Consider the following 16,921-nt stretch of genomic DNA (forward strand, 5'->3'; position numbering starts at 1 on the left):
TTAGGAACGATGTAGAAAGGGGATTGTGTAACGTATGGAAATAGCCTACACGTTTAAGACAGATACCGGACAAATTCGGACACATAATGAGGATAATGGTGGAGTTTTTGTAAATGATACAGGGGTTCTTGCCTTAGTTGCTGATGGAATGGGTGGGCATTTAGCTGGCGATGTGGCTAGTTTAATGACGAAGGATTTTTTTCAATTAGCTTGGCAGAACTCCCCTCTCCTAACTTCTATTAACGAAACAGAAGATTGGTTAAAGGAGCAAGTGCAAGCGGTCAATCAAAAGTTGTACAAGCATTCGGAAAATCATAAGGAATGTCATGGTATGGGAACAACGATTGTCGCGGCGATTTGTACGAAGGAATTTGTAACGATAGGCCATATCGGTGATAGCCGTATTTATATAAAAAATGAATTTGGCTTTTCAGCAAAAACCAATGATCATTCACTCGTTCAAGAGTTAGTTCGTTCTGGGCAGATTACAGAAGAGGAAGCAGAAAATCATCCTAGACGTAATGTTGTCTTAAAAGCATTAGGAACGGAAAAGGAAATTAGTGCTGATGTCCGTTCGATGTTTATTGAAGGGGATGAATTGATTTTGTTATGTTCAGATGGTCTTTCCGATAAAGTGAGTACGACAGACATAACCAAAATTATTGATGAAAAAATGTCATTAGAGCAAAAAGCAAATGCCCTTGTTGACTTAGCCAATGAGCGCGGCGGAGAAGACAATATTACGGTTGCATTAGTGGAATACCCTCTGAATAAAGAAGAAAGCGGTCGGTGAACAAAATGATTGGAGAAAGAATTAATGGTCGCTATGAGGTGAAAGAAATGATTGGCGGCGGGGGAATGGCAAATGTTTATTTGGCGCTCGATGTCATTCTCGATCGGATTGTCGCCGTAAAAGTGCTGCAGCCGCAATTTTCTGGAGACAACCAATTTATTAAAAGGTTTCGCCGCGAAGCTCAAGCCGCGACAAGTTTAGCTCATGAAAATGTCGTCAATATTTACGATGTGGGAGAAGAAGGCGATACCTATTATATCGTAATGGAATATGTGAAAGGTCAAACATTAAAAGAATTAATTCAAGATGTTGGTCCTTTGCCAACAGAACAAGTGATTCAAATAATGGACCAAATTTTGAGTGCGATTTCGCATGCCCATGATAATCACATCGTTCATCGTGATATTAAACCACATAATATTTTAATTCGTGATGATGGAGTGGCCAAGGTCGCTGATTTTGGAATTGCGAGAGCGATGAGTGCGGCAACGATTACTCATACAAATTCAGTAATGGGTTCTGTGCATTATTTATCACCTGAGCAAGCACGCGGGGGACATGTTACATATAAATCAGATATTTATTCATTAGGGATTGTTTTATATGAAATGGTGACGGGGACACTCCCGTTTTCAGGAGATACGGCGGTTTCGATCGCAATCAAACATTTACAAAATGAAATTCCATCCGCGAAAGCGATTATCACTACGTTACCACAAAGTATTGAAAATATTATTAAAAAGGCAACGATTAAAGATCCGCTTCACCGTTACGAGTCGATTGGTTCGATGCGTTATGACTTAGAAACAGCTCTTGATCCCGGACGACTTAATGAACAGCCTTATGTATTTACTGATGATGATAATGAAGTCACAAAAGCAATTCCGATTATTAAATCATTAGGGGATCAGGAAGATTTAAGTCATACGATTGAAGCTTCACCAACCAAAACGAAAAGTGATGGAATGACTGCAGCAAATGCGAAGGATAATCCAGAACCTGAACAAAAGAAAGAGAGCAAGAAAAAGAAGAAAAAAAGCAAAACAAAAAAGTGGTTAATGATCTCACTAATCACGTTGCTCGTGTTACTTGGAGCAGGTATTGCAACCTTCGCCCTTATGCCCGGATTATTTAAAGTCGATGAAGTGGAAGTCATTGATTTTGTTGGGATGAGTTTTGAGGAAGCAGAAGAGAGATTAGAACGTTTGAATTTAGAGCCGCAAAGGCATAATGTGACAAGTGATGAATTGACGGAAGAAGATGAATTTGAGGCTGATCAAGTTACGAGACAGCGTCCGAATCCAGGCTCCATTGTTAAAGAAGGAGCTATCGTTCACTTGTATGTTTTATTAACCGCTGAAGAAGTTGTGATTCCTAGTGTCATTGGTGATCCAATTGAACGAGCATCCCGTGAATTAAGAGATTTAGGTTTTCAAGTAGAAACAGAGGAAGTCGAAAGTACACAAACACCAGGGATTGTCTTAACGCAAACACCAGAATCAGGGGAATCCGTTGTCCCAGAAGAGACGACGGTCGTTTTAACTTATAGTGTCGATTCTCGCTTCCGCTTACAGCCTCTTGATGGTATGACAAAAGATGAAGTGGAGAACTACTTTGATGAGCAAGGTTTAAAAGCCGATTTCCGAGAAGACTTTCATATGAATATTGAAGAGAACTATGTAATTAGCTACTCACCAGATGCGTATTCTAATCTATTACCTGGTGATACCGTCCGAGTTGTTATTTCCAAAGGGCCAGAAGCTACTGAGGAGCCAGATCCGGATGAAGAAGAGCCGGATGAAGAACAAGAGGAGCCTACTCAAAGGTTCAGGATAAATATAAAGCCAGAAATTCCTGAAGAATTAGAGGGCACGGCCTTTGACATTCGAATTGTCGTTCGTGATGCCGTTTCAAATGGTGAAGAGCGAGTAGAAATAGAAGAACAAATTACGAGTACCGAGGAGTATTTAATCGATATTTATGCGAGTCAAAGTTATGATGCGATTATCGAAACATATGTGAATGGTGAATTAGATGAAGAAATGTCTGGGACGTATGTCTTTTCTGATTAAAAGATAAAATCAATTTTGTGAGAAAACAAATGGAGGGTTTACATGGCAACAGGTAAGATTATGAAAGCTTTAAGTGGGTTTTATTATGTTCAAGCAGATGGTGAGCTGATTCAATGTCGAGGACGAGGTAATTTTCGTAATCGAGGCATTAAACCACTTGTTGGAGATACCGTGGAATATGAAGCAGAGAACAAAACAGATGGCTATATTTTAGACGTTGCCGAACGCAAAAATGAACTAATACGCCCGCCGATTGCTAATGTAGACCAAGCGCTCCTTGTTTTCTCAGCATTAGAACCAGATTTTAGTCCAGCCCTTCTCGACAGGTTTTTAGTTCATATTGAATCGAATCAAATTGAACCATTAATAATTATTAGCAAAATTGATTTATTAACCGAAGAGCAGATGGATAAAATCAGTCAATATCAAGCGGTTTATCAACAGTTAGGTTATCAAGTTATCTTAACGACGACAAATGAAGAAGATTCAATCGAAAAGTTATTACCTTTTATTGAGCAGAGAATTTCGGTTGTAGCAGGGCAGTCTGGTGTTGGTAAATCATCGCTTTTAAATGTACTAAAACCGGAGCTTGATATAGAAACGAATCAAATATCGACCCATTTAGGGAGAGGGAAACATACGACACGCCATGTTGAATTGATTCCAGTTGGGCAAGGATTAATTGCCGATACGCCCGGCTTTAGCTCTCTTGATTTCGTTCAGATAGAAGCAGAGGATTTAAGTGAGTACTTTCCAGAAATGCTTGCTCGGTTAAATCAATGTAAATTCCGTGGTTGCACGCACACATCTGAACCTAAGTGTGCGGTCAAGGAAGCGATAGATAAAGGCGATATAAGTGAACAACGATATCAACATTATTTGCAGTTTTTAGAAGAAATTAATTCGCAAAAAAGGAGATACGACAAATGATAAAAATAGCTCCCTCTATTCTTTCAGCTGATTTTGCAAAATTAGCTAAAGACATTAAAGAAGTAGAACAAGGAGGGGCCGATTATATTCATGTCGATGTCATGGATGGTCATTTTGTGCCGAATATCACCATCGGTCCTCTTGTGGTCGAATCGATTCGACCAGTCACGAATTTACCATTGGATGTTCATTTAATGATCGAAAATCCTGACTTATATATTGAAGCATTTGCCAAGGCTGGTGCCGATATCATTTCCGTTCATGTGGAGGCCTGCCCGCACTTACACCGGACGATTCATTTAATTAAAGAGCACGGTGTAAAACCTGGTGTTGTCATTAACCCAGCAACTCCTGTCAGTGCGATTGAGCCTATTATTAAGGACGTTTCGCTCGTTTTATTAATGACTGTTAATCCAGGTTTTGGTGGTCAATCGTTTATTGAATCCGTGTTACCGAAAATTACCGAAGTGAAGAATTTAGCGGATAAATTCAATTTATCTCTTGATATTGAAGTCGATGGTGGCGTCAATCCAGAAACCGCTAAGCTATGTGTAGAGGCAGGAGCCAATGTACTCGTTGCCGGATCCGCCATTTATAATCAAGCTGACCGCGGCCAAGCCATAAAGGCCATCCGTGGTGAATAAAATAGAATGAAAAGAAACAAAGAGTCTAATGTGATGTTAGGCTCTTTTTATTTTCGGTTAAGTTTGTTGAGGGGGAGTTAAGGGTTAATGGGATAGGTAATGAAAGCCGTGAGTTGGAGGGTAGGATCATAAGATGGGATAGGTAATGAAAAAGCCGTGTTGGCGGAATTAGGGTACGAATAAGGTGGGATAAGTAATGAAAAAGCGGTGTTGGCGGAATTAGAGTGCGAATAAACTAAGTAGGTCCTGTATTTTTTCTCACTCTTGAGCAAACGCTCTCCGCTTTTAATGTATCTAGCTGCGAATGGCAGGAGTTCGGGAAAAATCGTCCATCCTTAGGAAGTCAAAAAGCGACTTCCATGGCTGTCCTTATTTTTCCTCGCTCCTAAACGCCATTCTCCGCTTTTAATGTATCCAGCTGCGAGCGTTAAGAGTTCGAGAAAAATCGGTCTGTCTATAAAAGTCAAAAAGCGACTTTTTTAGCCAGCCCTGTATTTTTTCTCACTCTTGAGCAAACGCTCTCCGCTTTTAATGTCATAAACTCGTTTTTTTGGCATAAGCTTGATTGTAAAGAAAAGTGAATTCCTTTTGTTTTTAGTTTTTGTTTCACGTTATTGAAAAAAGAGGAATAGTTTATTGGTGGTGAATATACTAGTAGAAGTGAGTGTGTATTGTTTATTGCTGAGGTCGGTTTAATGCCCTTTTTGCGATTATCTATTTATTGAGATGCTTCATTAGCTAGTATTTTTTTCACTTGTTAAACTTAGGGGAATTGCTTTTGGAACGGAATTTTACGATGGCCTATTTGATATTAACTCGCAAAACAATTGGTGGTCATTTAAGTTTGAGGAGGAGGATTTATGAAATTCTACACAATCAAGCTACCGAAATTTTTAGGTGGATTTGTGCGGGTCGTTCTTAGCTCTTTTAAAAAAGGATAACAAAAAAGCACCGAAGTCCGGTGCTTTTTTGTTTTTTCATTCAGCTATGCTATGTAAGCAGTTGCCTTCGTTTTTTTAATCCAGCTAAAGGCATTAGAAGTTCGAGAAAAATCAATTCGATTTTTTTCTCACTTCTTTTTGAATGCCTTCGCTTTTTTCAATTAAACGCGTTCTACTTTACCAGACTTAAGTGCACGTGTTGATACGTATACACGTTTAGGTTTACCGTCAACTAGGATACGAACCTTTTGTACGTTTACACCCCAAGAGCGCTTCGTTTTATTTAAAGCGTGAGAACGTTTGTTACCACTCTTAGCTGTTTTACCTGTAATATAACATTTACGAGCCATGAAAAGCACCTCCTTATTCACACAATACGAATTCCTCCGAATCATACTTGAATATAGTAGCATAGCCAATTTAAGAATGCAATAGAATTCAAGAAATATGATCAAGTAAATGGACTTGACACTAAGAATATGTTACGCTTCCAAAAGCACTTTTAAAAATACCTCGATTATAGTAAAATGGCAGTAACCCAAAAAGTCGTTGGCTAACATAAGGAGGAATGTAAATTGTCTATCGAAATGAAAACTCAACTAGGTGTTGTAGATGTTTCAACAGAGGTTGTCGCGACAATTGCAGGTGGAGCGGCTGTAGATTGTTACGGAATTGTAGGAATGGCTTCACAAAAACAAATTAAAGATGGGTTAAGTGAATTATTAGGAAAAGAGAACTTCCGCCGCGGTGTTGTCATTCGTGAACAGGAAGAACAAATTCATATTGATATGTATATCATTGTAAGTTACGGTACGAAAATTTCTGAAGTAGCTTATAATGTTCAAACAAAAGTAAAATACCAATTAGAACAAATGTTAGGTCTTGATGTGGATTCCGTGAATATTTTTGTTCAAGGAGTTCGGGTCACGAATCCGTAGGTGCTGTTAAGGAGGAAATGTCAGTGTCATTAAAACAGATTGAAGGTCAAAAGCTGGCTCAAATGTTTATTGAAGGGGCCGGCCAATTGTCGCGCCATGTGAAAATTGTAGATTCACTTAATGTCTTTCCTGTCCCAGATGGGGATACAGGAACGAATATGAACCTTTCCATCACTTCAGGTGTAAAAGAAGTGAAACAACAAGGAAATGCCGATGCAGGGAAAGTCTCAGCTGCTTTTGCCAAAGGATTACTTATGGGGGCACGTGGAAACTCTGGTGTTATTCTATCGCAATTATTCCGAGGCTTTTCAAAAGCAGTGGAAGGAAAAAAAGAAATTAATGCTACAGAATTTGCTGAAGCATTAGAGCGTGGTGTGGAAACGGCTTATAAAGCTGTCATGAAACCAGTTGAAGGAACGATTTTAACAGTAGCAAAAGATGCTGCTAAACAAGCAACTGTGATCGCTCAAAATGAAACAGACGTTTTAAAAGTAATGGAAGAAGTCGTAAAAGAAGGTCAGGCTTCACTTAAACGTACGCCAGATTTATTACCTGTTCTTAAAGAAGTAGGTGTGGTAGATTCTGGTGGACAAGGGTTGCTTTATATTTATGAAGGTTTCCTTGCGATTTTACGTGGAGGAGAAGTGAGCGAACAATTTACGGAAGAATCCAATCAAATGGATACGTTAATTAAAGTAGAGCATCACGCACAAAGTCACATGGCGACTGAAGATATTGTTTATGGATACTGTACAGAAGTAATGGTTCGGTTTGAGGAGGAGAAATTAAAAGAAACTCCTTATAATGAAGAAGCATTTCGTAAAAATTTGAGTGAAATTGGTGATTCTTTATTAGTCGTTTCAGATGAAGATCTTTTAAAAGTACATATTCACGCTGAAACACCTGGTGAAGTGTTGTCAAGAGCTCAAGTTTTTGGTGAAATGATTCACATTAAAATTGAAAACATGCGTGAACAGCATACGAGCCTTCTAGAAGATGCTCATCCCGTTTATGATGAAAAGCCTTCTTCAGAACAGACACCGAAAGAAAAAAGTGAATTTGGTATTATTACCGTTACAATGGGCGCGGGAATTGGTAAGCTCTTTAAAGGATTAGGAGCTGGCGTTGTCATTGAAGGTGGCCAAACGATGAATCCAAGTACCGAGGATATCGTGAAGGCGATTGGCGAGGTTAATGCTAAAAATATCATTATTTTACCTAATAATAGCAATATTATTATGGCGGCGGAACAAGCAGCTGAAGTTGTGTCAGAAAATGTTTCAGTTGTGAAGTCAAAAACGGTTCCACAAGGATTAGCTGCCTTACTCGCGTTTAATCCAAACCAAGGTTTAAATGAAAATGCTGATATGATGGAATCAGCGATGTCTCAGATTAAATCTGGACAAGTTACTTTTGCGGTTCGTGATACAGCGATGGATGGAATTGACATCAAAAAAGATGATTTTATGGGGATTTCTGAAAAGAAAATTGTCAGTGCTGGTGTGGATAAAATCGCGGTCACAAAACAATTAATGGATAACATGATCGATGAAGAAAGTGAGATCGTGACGATTCTTCAAGGGGAAGATGCGACAGAGGAAGAATCTGCATCTATTCAAGATTATATCGAAGAGACCTATCCAGATGTTGAGATTGACTTGCATAAAGGCGATCAGCCGTTATACTCATTTATTATCTCAGTAGAGTAATAAGGTAAAGAGTAAAAAATGAGACGAAAAGCTACCTTATCATTAGGATAGGTGGCTTTTTTATGTCTAGTTATAGATGCTAGGAATTAGAAAAAAATTGATAGTAGCCTTCTAATTTTTTTGATTAAAAACGTAGAATAGTTAACCTTTTATCCTTTTCATGCTAAGATAGGGGGGAAGTGAAAATAGAACAAATTCGTTTTATTAATATAGAAATTAAAGAAATAACTTAAAAGGAGAATTTGCTTATGAAGTATCGCACGGTTTTTGATATTATCGGCCCAGTCATGGTTGGACCATCAAGCTCTCATACAGCTGGTGCTGCAAGAATTGGGAAAGTAGCGAGAACATTATTTGGTCAGGAACCAAAAAAAGCGAGCTTTTACTTATACGGTTCTTTTGCCAAAACATATAAAGGGCATGGTACTGATGTTGCTTTAGTGGCTGGTGTTTTAGATTTTGAAACAGATGATTTACGGTTGCCAGAGGCGATTAAATTAGCCGAAAGCAACGGAATGGACATAGAATTTATTGAAGAAGAAGCCAAAACGGATCATCCGAATACGGTAAAAGTAGTTTTAGAAAAAGAGAATGAAAGAATTGAACTCGTTGGAATTTCTATTGGTGGTGGGAAAATAGAAGTTATTGAATTAAATGGCTTTGCCTTAAAACTATCAGGAAATCACCCAGCCATTCTTGTTGTGCATAATGACCGTTCTGGTGTTATAGCGGCTGTTGCGAATGTTTTAGCAAACCAACAAATGAATATCGGTCATATGGAAGTATCTCGGAAAGAAAAAGGTCAGGAAGCCTTAATGGTCATTGAAGTCGACCAGAATGTAGAAGAGACTGTATTAAATGAGTTAAATAAATTACCACATATCGTCCATGTGACAAAAATACATGAGTAATTTGGATAGGAGTGAATCCTTTGTTTAAAAATGTAGCGGAATTAATTGAAATAGCAGAACGTGAAAATAAATTGATTTCAGAAGTAATGATTGAACAAGAGATCGAGGTAACAGAAAAATCACGTGAACTGATTTTTGAACAAATGCGTCGGAACTTACAAGTGATGGAAGCAGCGGTCGAACGAGGGATTTCTGAAAATGTTCGTTCTGTTTCTGGCCTCACAGGTGGCGATGCGGTCTTATTGCAGAACTATATTAAAAAGGGTCAGTTTTTATCAAGCGATGTGTTACTTGATGCCGTAAGTAAAGCGGTTGCAACTAACGAAGTCAATGCCGCGATGGGAACGATTTGTGCAACTCCTACTGCTGGGTCGGCTGGGGTTGTTCCTGGGGTTTTATTTGGTATGAAAAATAAGCTTGAACCAACAGAAGAGCAAATGATTCGCTATTTATTTGTTGCAGGAGCTTTCGGTTTTGTTGTGGCTAATAATGCTTCGATTTCTGGTGCGGCTGGTGGCTGTCAAGCGGAGGTCGGTTCAGCAACGGGAATGGCAGCGGCCGCACTTGTAGAATTAGCGGGTGGAACGCCACAACAATCAGCAGAAGCGATGGCGATTGCTTTGAAGAATATGTTAGGCCTTGTCTGTGATCCAGTTGCTGGATTAGTAGAAGTGCCCTGTGTGAAACGGAACGCAATGGGAGCGTCTAATGCCATTGTAGCGGCCGACATGGCATTAGCTGGTATTACGAGCCGAATTCCTTGTGATGAGGTAATTGATGCCATGTATAGAATTGGTCAAACGATGCCTGAAACATTGCGTGAAACAGGTGAAGGTGGCTTAGCAGCGACTCCGACAGGGCGAGCTTACGAGGCGAAGATTTTTGGGAGTGCGATGATTAAACAATGAATCAAATAATCAATCAATCGGTAATGGAAGTCCACGGGGTTGGGGAAGAAGCTGTTAATCAACTAAAAACGTTACGAATTTTTACAGTTGAAGATTTACTTGAATATTTTCCGTTTCGATATGAAGATTATCAAATTAGAGATTTACATGATGTTAAACATGATGAGCGAGTAACCGTTGCCGGTGTTGTGCAAGCCCCGGCTTCGATTCGCTTTTTTGGTAAGAAAAAAAACCGATTGACACTTCGGTTACTCGTTAATCAAGTTCTTGTGACGGTCACTTTTTTTAATCAACCTTATTTAAAAAATAAGTTTCAGCTTGGAGAAGAAGTGACGATTACGGGGAAATGGGATCAGCATCGTATGACGATAACGGCAAGTGAAGCTCGTTTCGGGCAACAAAAAAATGAGCAAAGGCTTGTTCCGATTTATTCGGTTGCTGGTAAATTAACAACAAAATCTTTAAAACGTTATGTTAGCAATGCCTTTCAACAATTTTCGGGGCATATTCAAGAAAATTTACCTTCTTTTTTATTGGAAAAGTATAAATTGCCGGGACGAGGAAAGGCCTTCTATCAACTGCATTTTCCACAATCCAAAGAAGCGTTAAAGCATGCAAGAAGAAGAATGGTTTATGAGGAATTTTTGCTTTTTCAATTAAAAATGCAAGCCTTCAGGAAAGGACAAAGGGAACAATCGAGTGGAAAAGCGATTGAATGGCCGTCCGTTCGAGTTGAGCAGTTTATCCAGGCCTTACCTTTTCCGTTAACAGATGCTCAGAAAAAAGTGATTAACGAGATAAGCCATGATATTCAGTCACCTTATCGGATGAATCGTTTACTACAAGGAGATGTTGGGGCGGGAAAAACAGTCGTTGCAGCCATTTGTATGTATGCGATGATTAAAGCTGGTCATCAAGCCGCCTTAATGGTTCCGACGGAAATTCTTGCTGAGCAACATGTGCAGTCGTTACAAAGTTTACTGGAGCCTTTTGATGTCACGGTTCGTCTATTGACCGGTTCTGTTAAAGGAAAAAAACGTCGAGAATTGCTTGAGGAATTGAAACTGGGTACTATTGATATTGTCGTTGGAACTCATGCTCTCATTCAAGATGAAGTTCAATTTAAAAATCTAGCCTTAGTCATAACAGATGAACAACATCGATTTGGGGTAGAGCAAAGACGAGCCCTTCGTAGTAAAGGCGAGGATCCGGATGTGCTTTTTATGACCGCAACACCGATCCCAAGAACGCTTGCGATCTCCGTTTTTGGGGACATGGACGTTTCGATTATCGATCAATTACCAGCTGGAAGAAAAGCGATAGAAACATACTGGGCCAAACCAGATACGTTTGAACGGGTAATGGGTTTTATTGAAAAAGAGCTGCAAGCTGGTCGTCAAGCTTACGTCATTTGTCCGTTAATTGAAGAATCAGAGAAGCTTGATTTACAAAATGCCCTTGATGTACATATGATTTTACAGCAGTATTTTGAAAAAAGATTTCAAGTGGGGTTAATGCACGGGCGTCTTCATTCTTCTGAAAAAGAAGAAGTAATGGAAGCATTTAGTCATAATGAGATTCAGGTGTTAGTATCAACGACTGTTGTCGAGGTTGGAGTGAATGTTCCGAATGCGACCGTGATGGTGATTTATGATGCGGAGCGCTTTGGTTTAGCTCAGCTTCATCAGCTTCGTGGTCGTGTAGGGCGAGGAGAGGCTCAATCGTATTGTATTTTGCTAGCGGATCCAAAGTCTGAAGTCGGCAAGGAACGAATGCGGATTATGACCGAAACGAATGATGGCTTTGTTTTATCGGAAAAGGATTTAGAACTACGAGGTCCTGGTGACTTTTTTGGTGAAAAACAAAGTGGTCTGCCTAATTTTAAAGTGGCAGATGTTGTTCATGACTATCGAGCGTTGGAAGTAGCTAGGCAGGACGCGGCTTCTTTTATGAATAGCGAGGCATTTTGGAATGAGGATTCTTATAAGTGGTTAAGGGCTTACTTAGTAAAAGAAGGCGTATTTGAGGGCGAGAAACTCGATTAACGATTGATTTAGTATTGAAATGATCGGCTAGGAATTATATACTACTCTTAGTACCTAGTCTTATAAATTTGGATGGTGCATGAGATGAAACTAAAAAAAAGAGATAGACAACAGCTTCTGAAAGAGACGCTACACAATGATCCATTTATGACAGATGAAGCTTTAGCGAGCCATTTTAGTGTTAGTATACAAACGATTCGTTTAGATCGAATGGAGTTAGCGATCCCTGAGTTAAGAGAACGAATTAAGGATGTGGCAAAGCAACAGCTTGATGATGTGAAGGCGTTGGCACCAGATGAAGTTATTGGTGAGATCGTTGATTTACAATTGGATGAGCGAGCGATTTCAATTCTAGATATTCAACCCGAGCAAGTTTTTGCAAAAACAGGGATAGCCCGAGGTCATCATTTATTTGCTCAAGCCAATTCGTTGGCTGTTGCGATTATTAATGATGAAATGGCATTAACAGCAAAAGCGACGATTCGTTTTACGAGGCAGGTTCGGGCAAAGGAAAGAGTGATTGCTAAAGCCGAAGTAGTTCGAATAGAAGGTGAGCGCACGATTGTGGATGTGCAAAGTTATGTGGAACAAGAGCTTGTATTTTCGGGTGAATTTGTCATGTATAGATCCAATCAATGGAAGAAAAACGTTGAATAAAAGGAGTGTTGACGATGAAAATTGCTCTTGATGTCATGGGCGGAGACAATGCTCCAAAAGCGCAAGTGGAAGCAGCACAAAGAGCTGTCAAAGAATTAAAGGATTTAGAGATCACATTAGTAGGTAATGAAGAAGAAATTAAGAAGTACTTAACGGATTCAACAGGGATTACGATCTTTCATACGACGGAAAAAATCGTTGACACGGATCAGCCAACAACAGCTGTCCGCCGTAAAAAAGATGCTTCGATGGTTTTGGCTGTTCGCGAAGTAAAAGAAGGTAGAGCGGATGCGTGTATTTCTTCAGGTAATACAGGTGCTTTAATGACAGCAGGTCTTTTGCATATTGGGCGGATTTCTGGGATTGAACGGCCAGCATTAGCTCCCATGTTGCCAACCATAGATGGTCGTGGTTTTCTTTTGTTAGATGTAGGGGCAAATATGGATGCAAAGCCTAATCAGCTTCTGCAGTATGCGATTATGGGCGAAACCTATATGTCTATGGTTCGTAAAGTGAATCAACCAAAAGTTGGTCTTGTGAACGTGGGTACGGAAGATGGTAAAGGGAATGAGTTAATGAAAGAGAGCTTCACCCTCATGAAGGAAGCTCCGATTAACTTTATAGGTAATATCGAAGCAAGAGATTTATTAGAAGGAAAAGTCGATGTCGCGGTTTGTGATGGTTTCTCAGGAAACTTAGTATTAAAAAGCATCGAAGGAACAGCTTCTGCCCTCTTTTCGATTTTGAAAAAAGAGTTTATGAGCTCTTTTAAAAATAAAATCGGGGCAGGAATATTGAAACCAAGTTTTAAAGAAATTAAAAAGCAACTTGATTACTCCGAATATGGTGGAGCAGCTCTTTTTGGGTTAAAAGCTCCAGTTATTAAAGCGCATGGCTCATCTGATGCTAATGCTATCTTTAATGCGATACGACAAGCATATGAAATGGTTGAAAAACAAGTCGTCACGATTATTAAAGATGAAGTAACAAAAATGAAAAAAGAACAAGAAGTATAAACTAAAAGGAGTTGACAAGAATGGGAAAAATCGCTTTTTTATTTCCAGGTCAAGGCTCGCAAGCAGTTGGGATGGGTCAAAGCTTACGGGATTCTGAAGAGAAGAGTCAACAAATTTTCAAACGAGCCGATCAAAAACTTGAATATAACTTAACCGATATCATTGAAAATGGTCCAGAAGAGACGCTTAGACGTACAGAACATACACAACCAGCACTAGTAACAATGAGTGTCGCCACACTTGAACTCTTGAAAGAACAAGGGATTGAAGCTGATTTTGTTGCAGGACATAGCTTGGGGGAATACAGTGCGCTTGTTGCAGCTGGTGCCTTATCTTTTGAGGATGCCGTTTATGCGGTTCGTAATCGTGGTTTATTTATGGAGGATGCTGTTCCTTTTGGAGAGGGAGCGATGGCCGCTGTTTTAGGATTAGATCGTAAAGAACTGCAATCAGCTTGTGAAAAAGCTCAATCAGAAGGGTATGTCGTGGAATTGGCGAATATTAATTGTCCAGGGCAAATTGTGATTTCTGGGACGGCTCAAGGGGTTGAATTGGCGGGCGGTTATGCAAAAGAAGCAGGAGCTAAACGCGTGTTGCCATTGCAAGTGAGTGGCCCGTTTCATTCGTCTTTAATGAAACCTTGTGCTGAGCGTTTAGGGGATGTGTTGGCCACGCTTGATGTCCAAGACGCAAAAATACCGGTAATCGCTAATGTAACGGCAAAAGAAGTAACTAGTGCTGCTGAAATTAAAGAAAGACTTATCGAACAAGTGTATTCTCCAGTCCTTTGGGAGGATAGTATTTCGTATTTGCTCGAACAAGGCGTCGATACGTTTATTGAAGTCGGTTCTGGTAATGTCTTAACCGGGCTTGTGAAAAAAGTCAATCGCCGAGCTAATGCGTTTGCTGTTAGCGATCGCGAAAGTTTAGAAAAAATGTTAGAGAAGCTTGAAGGAGGGAACAAATAATGTTATCAGGACAAGTGGCGATTATTACAGGAGCATCACGTGGAATCGGTCAAGCGATTGCTCTTGAGTTAGCTGAAAAAGGGGCAAATGTTGTTATCAACTATGCTGGGAATGCTGACAAAGCGGAAGCGGTTGTAGAGCAAGCGAAAGCATTCGGTGTGGAAGCCTTTGCCTACCAAGCGAATGTGGCGAGTGCAGAAGAAGTACAAGCGATGATTAAGGAAACGATCCAAGCCTTTGGCAAAGTCGATATTTTAGTTAATAATGCAGGGATTACAAGAGATAATCTTGTGATGCGTATGAAGGAAGACGATTGGGATGCGGTCATTAATACGAACCTAAAAGGGGTCTTTAATTGTTCAAAAGCAGTGACAAGACAAATGATGAAGCAACGTTCGGGACGTATTATTAATATTGCTTCTGTCGTTGGAGTATTAGGGAACCCAGGGCAAGCTAACTATGTTGCGGCTAAAGCCGGAGTAATTGGTTTGACAAAATCGTTAGCAAGAGAGCTCGCTAATCGTCATATTTTAGTTAATGCGGTCGCACCTGGTTTTATTACGACCGATATGACTGATGAATTAGGGGAAGAGACAAAAGAGCAGCTATTAGGTCAAATTCCACTTGGAAAGCTAGGGAGTCCTGAACATGTTGCGAAGGCAGTCCGCTTTTTAGCTAGTGAGGATGCGAGTTATATGACCGGTCAAACGTTACATATTGACGGTGGGATGGTCATGCCTTAATTTGTCCGATGTTTGAAATGTATTCACATTTTAGCTAGAATGATTTACTTTGACAAAAAACAACCTTGACAGAAGAGGTTGCACTCGGTAAAATTCATCTAGCCTTAGTTCTATTTTTGAGAGGGGGTGAACGGAACATGGCAGATACATTAACTCGTGTAAGTAAAATTATCGTCGATCGTCTAGGTGTAGAAGAAGCAGAGGTAAAGCTTGAAGCATCATTTAAAGAAGATTTAGGTGCTGATTCACTAGATGTAGTTGAGCTAGTAATGGAGCTTGAAGACGAATTTGAATTAACAATTTCTGATGAAGACGCAGAAAAAATCGCTACAGTTGCTGATGTAGTAGATTACATAAACAACGCCAGCAATTAATGGAGGAAGTCTCATGTGGCTCGCCATGTGGGACTTGCTTTCTATGTGATCGAATGCAGGTGCAGGTGTCAACAATGGGTATGACACGAAGTATAAAAGTTTGAGAATAATCAAATGTTGGAGGTCGCCATGTCACAGTCTTCAAAAAATCAAAAGAAATCAAAAGCGTCCTATCACGAACGTAGACGAAGTCCAAGGCGTTTGACTTTGACAAGTGAACAAAGACAAAAGTTTGATTCCTTGCAGGCGGGTATCGGGTTTACTTTTGAGAATAAAAAGCTATTGATTCAAGCTTTTACCCATTCATCCTATGTGAATGAGCATCGCATTTATACATTTCAAGATAATGAGAGATTAGAGTTTCTAGGAGACGCTGTACTTGAACTAGCTGTATCGCAGTTTTTATTTAAGAAATTTAAAGCGATGAGTGAAGGGGATATGACAAAGTTGAGAGCCTCAATTGTTTGTGAACCTTCTCTGGCTAAGTTTGCAGAAGAATTACAGTTCGGTCAGCTCGTTTTATTAGGAAAAGGTGAGGAAATTACAGGAGGTCGCTTACGTCCAGCCTTGCTTGCTGATGTATTTGAAGCCTTTATTGGAGCCCTTTATCTCGATCAAGGTATAGACGCGGTATTCGAATTTTTAGCACAAACGATTTATCCTAAGGTTAACGAGGGTGCTTTTTCTCATATGATGGATTTTAAAAGTCAGTTACAAGAATTGATCCAAAGAGATAATTTAGGTCAAATTCAGTATATCATTGTTCAGGAACGTGGTCCGGCGCATAACCGTGAATTTGTTTCAGAGGTACAGTTAAATACACAAGCATTAGGGATTGGAACAGGTCGTTCTAAAAAAGAAGCGGAGCAACACGCTGCTCAACAAGCACTAATGAAGCTTAGTCAAAAGTCCTCTACCTGAATGGAAAAACGTGTATTCCTTAAAAAAGGAGTACACGTTTTTTTTAGTCTCGTAATTTCCCTAATTCGGTAGCGATAGCATCTAGTTCACTAACGGAAAAGGAAGATTTTCTCATAATCATTTCATAAATTTCTACTAACTCTTCGTACTTACTCGTATTAAAGTTTTTCGCATTAATCGCTCCTGAATTAACAAATTGAAGCTTGTCTTTAATGGCTTCAATCATATATTCAATGTTTTCACGGTTATTAACAGTTAAATCCATATAAATCCCTCCTAATTTAAAAAGCGAAGTCCGTTTGGTCAGAAGCGAGAAAAAATAAGAACAGCTGATGAAGACGCTTTTTGTCT

The 16,921-nt window shown here is 39.6% G+C and carries 18 protein-coding genes; 16 read left to right on the forward strand and 2 right to left on the reverse strand.

The window, feature by feature from the left end; translation table 11 throughout:
- Positions 1-34 precede the first annotated feature (34 nt).
- The 5 genes from AA0017_RS05290 to spoVM all read left to right on the forward strand — a co-directional run bounded on the left by AA0017_RS05290 (position 35) and on the right by spoVM (position 5,380).
- Positions 35-793: a Stp1/IreP family PP2C-type Ser/Thr phosphatase gene (locus tag AA0017_RS05290; RefSeq protein WP_413380053.1), complete on the forward strand. Its 759-nt coding sequence runs from the start codon at positions 35-37 to the stop codon at positions 791-793.
- 5 nt (positions 794-798) lie between these two features.
- Positions 799-2,865 (forward strand): Stk1 family PASTA domain-containing Ser/Thr kinase, encoded by a 2,067-nt coding sequence (pknB, locus tag AA0017_RS05295; RefSeq protein WP_413382393.1) that lies wholly within the window; start codon positions 799-801, stop codon positions 2,863-2,865.
- A gap of 42 nt (positions 2,866-2,907) precedes the next feature.
- Positions 2,908-3,795: a ribosome small subunit-dependent GTPase A gene (gene rsgA, locus AA0017_RS05300; RefSeq protein ID WP_413380054.1), complete on the forward strand. Its 888-nt coding sequence runs from the start codon at positions 2,908-2,910 to the stop codon at positions 3,793-3,795.
- Positions 3,792-4,439, forward strand: coding sequence for a ribulose-phosphate 3-epimerase (rpe, locus tag AA0017_RS05305; RefSeq protein ID WP_413380055.1), 648 nt, complete (start codon positions 3,792-3,794; stop codon positions 4,437-4,439). The genes rsgA and rpe overlap by 4 nt, the downstream gene beginning before the upstream one ends.
- An 860-nt stretch (positions 4,440-5,299) precedes the next feature.
- The gene (gene spoVM / locus AA0017_RS05310; RefSeq protein WP_413382396.1) at positions 5,300-5,380 is read left to right on the forward strand and encodes a stage V sporulation protein SpoVM; all 81 of its coding nucleotides are present in this window, start codon (positions 5,300-5,302) and stop codon (positions 5,378-5,380) included.
- Positions 5,381-5,541: 161 nt separating this feature from the next.
- Here spoVM and rpmB read toward each other — a convergent pair whose 3' ends face one another.
- Positions 5,542-5,730 (reverse strand): 50S ribosomal protein L28, encoded by a 189-nt coding sequence (rpmB, locus tag AA0017_RS05315; RefSeq protein WP_003322683.1) that lies wholly within the window; start codon positions 5,728-5,730, stop codon positions 5,542-5,544.
- Positions 5,731-5,955: 225 nt separating this feature from the next.
- Between rpmB and AA0017_RS05320 the strand changes: the two genes are divergently transcribed.
- The 11 genes from AA0017_RS05320 (at position 5,956) to rnc (ending at position 16,570) form a co-directional block, all read left to right on the forward strand.
- Entirely contained in the window at positions 5,956-6,318 is a 363-nt protein-coding gene (locus AA0017_RS05320) for an Asp23/Gls24 family envelope stress response protein (protein ID WP_413380056.1), read from the forward strand.
- A 23-nt stretch (positions 6,319-6,341) separates the two neighbouring features.
- The gene (locus AA0017_RS05325) at positions 6,342-8,027 is read left to right on the forward strand and encodes a DAK2 domain-containing protein (protein WP_413380057.1); all 1,686 of its coding nucleotides are present in this window, start codon (positions 6,342-6,344) and stop codon (positions 8,025-8,027) included.
- Positions 8,028-8,275: 248 nt separating this feature from the next.
- A complete protein-coding gene (gene sdaAB, locus AA0017_RS05330) occupies positions 8,276-8,938 on the forward strand; it encodes an L-serine ammonia-lyase, iron-sulfur-dependent subunit beta (RefSeq protein ID WP_413380058.1) in 663 nt (220 codons plus the stop codon).
- A gap of 20 nt (positions 8,939-8,958) precedes the next feature.
- Positions 8,959-9,846, forward strand: coding sequence for an L-serine ammonia-lyase, iron-sulfur-dependent, subunit alpha (gene sdaAA, locus AA0017_RS05335; RefSeq protein ID WP_413380059.1), 888 nt, complete (start codon positions 8,959-8,961; stop codon positions 9,844-9,846).
- Complete coding sequence (recG, locus tag AA0017_RS05340) at positions 9,843-11,891, forward strand: ATP-dependent DNA helicase RecG (protein WP_413380060.1); 2,049 nt, start codon at positions 9,843-9,845, stop codon at positions 11,889-11,891. Before sdaAA ends, recG begins: the two co-directional genes overlap by 4 nt.
- Positions 11,892-11,975: 84 nt before the next feature.
- Complete coding sequence (gene fapR / locus AA0017_RS05345; RefSeq protein ID WP_413380061.1) at positions 11,976-12,548, forward strand: transcription factor FapR; 573 nt, start codon at positions 11,976-11,978, stop codon at positions 12,546-12,548.
- Between the two features lie 14 nt (positions 12,549-12,562).
- The gene (gene plsX / locus AA0017_RS05350; RefSeq protein WP_413380062.1) at positions 12,563-13,564 is read left to right on the forward strand and encodes a phosphate acyltransferase PlsX; all 1,002 of its coding nucleotides are present in this window, start codon (positions 12,563-12,565) and stop codon (positions 13,562-13,564) included.
- A gap of 20 nt (positions 13,565-13,584) precedes the next feature.
- Positions 13,585-14,532: an ACP S-malonyltransferase gene (gene fabD, locus AA0017_RS05355; RefSeq protein ID WP_413380063.1), complete on the forward strand. Its 948-nt coding sequence runs from the start codon at positions 13,585-13,587 to the stop codon at positions 14,530-14,532.
- Positions 14,532-15,275, forward strand: a complete 744-nt coding sequence (gene fabG / locus AA0017_RS05360; RefSeq protein WP_413380064.1) for a 3-oxoacyl-ACP reductase FabG — start codon at positions 14,532-14,534, stop codon at positions 15,273-15,275. The genes fabD and fabG overlap by 1 nt, the downstream gene beginning before the upstream one ends.
- A 137-nt stretch (positions 15,276-15,412) precedes the next feature.
- Positions 15,413-15,649 carry an acyl carrier protein gene (gene acpP / locus AA0017_RS05365; RefSeq protein ID WP_413380065.1) on the forward strand — a complete coding sequence of 79 codons (237 nt, stop codon included), beginning with the start codon at positions 15,413-15,415 and terminating at the stop codon, positions 15,647-15,649.
- Positions 15,650-15,778: 129 nt separating this feature from the next.
- Positions 15,779-16,570, forward strand: coding sequence for a ribonuclease III (gene rnc / locus AA0017_RS05370; protein WP_413380066.1), 792 nt, complete (start codon positions 15,779-15,781; stop codon positions 16,568-16,570).
- A gap of 43 nt (positions 16,571-16,613) precedes the next feature.
- On the opposite strand, the gene AA0017_RS05375 is transcribed toward rnc, so the two are convergent.
- Positions 16,614-16,835, reverse strand: a complete 222-nt coding sequence (locus AA0017_RS05375) for a DUF1128 domain-containing protein (protein ID WP_413380067.1) — start codon at positions 16,833-16,835, stop codon at positions 16,614-16,616.
- Positions 16,836-16,921: the final 86 nt, after the last annotated feature.

This window comes from Alkalihalobacillus phoenicis (genome assembly GCF_047302405.1).
Classification (GTDB): Bacteria; Bacillota; Bacilli; order Bacillales; family Bacillaceae_D; genus Alkalihalobacillus.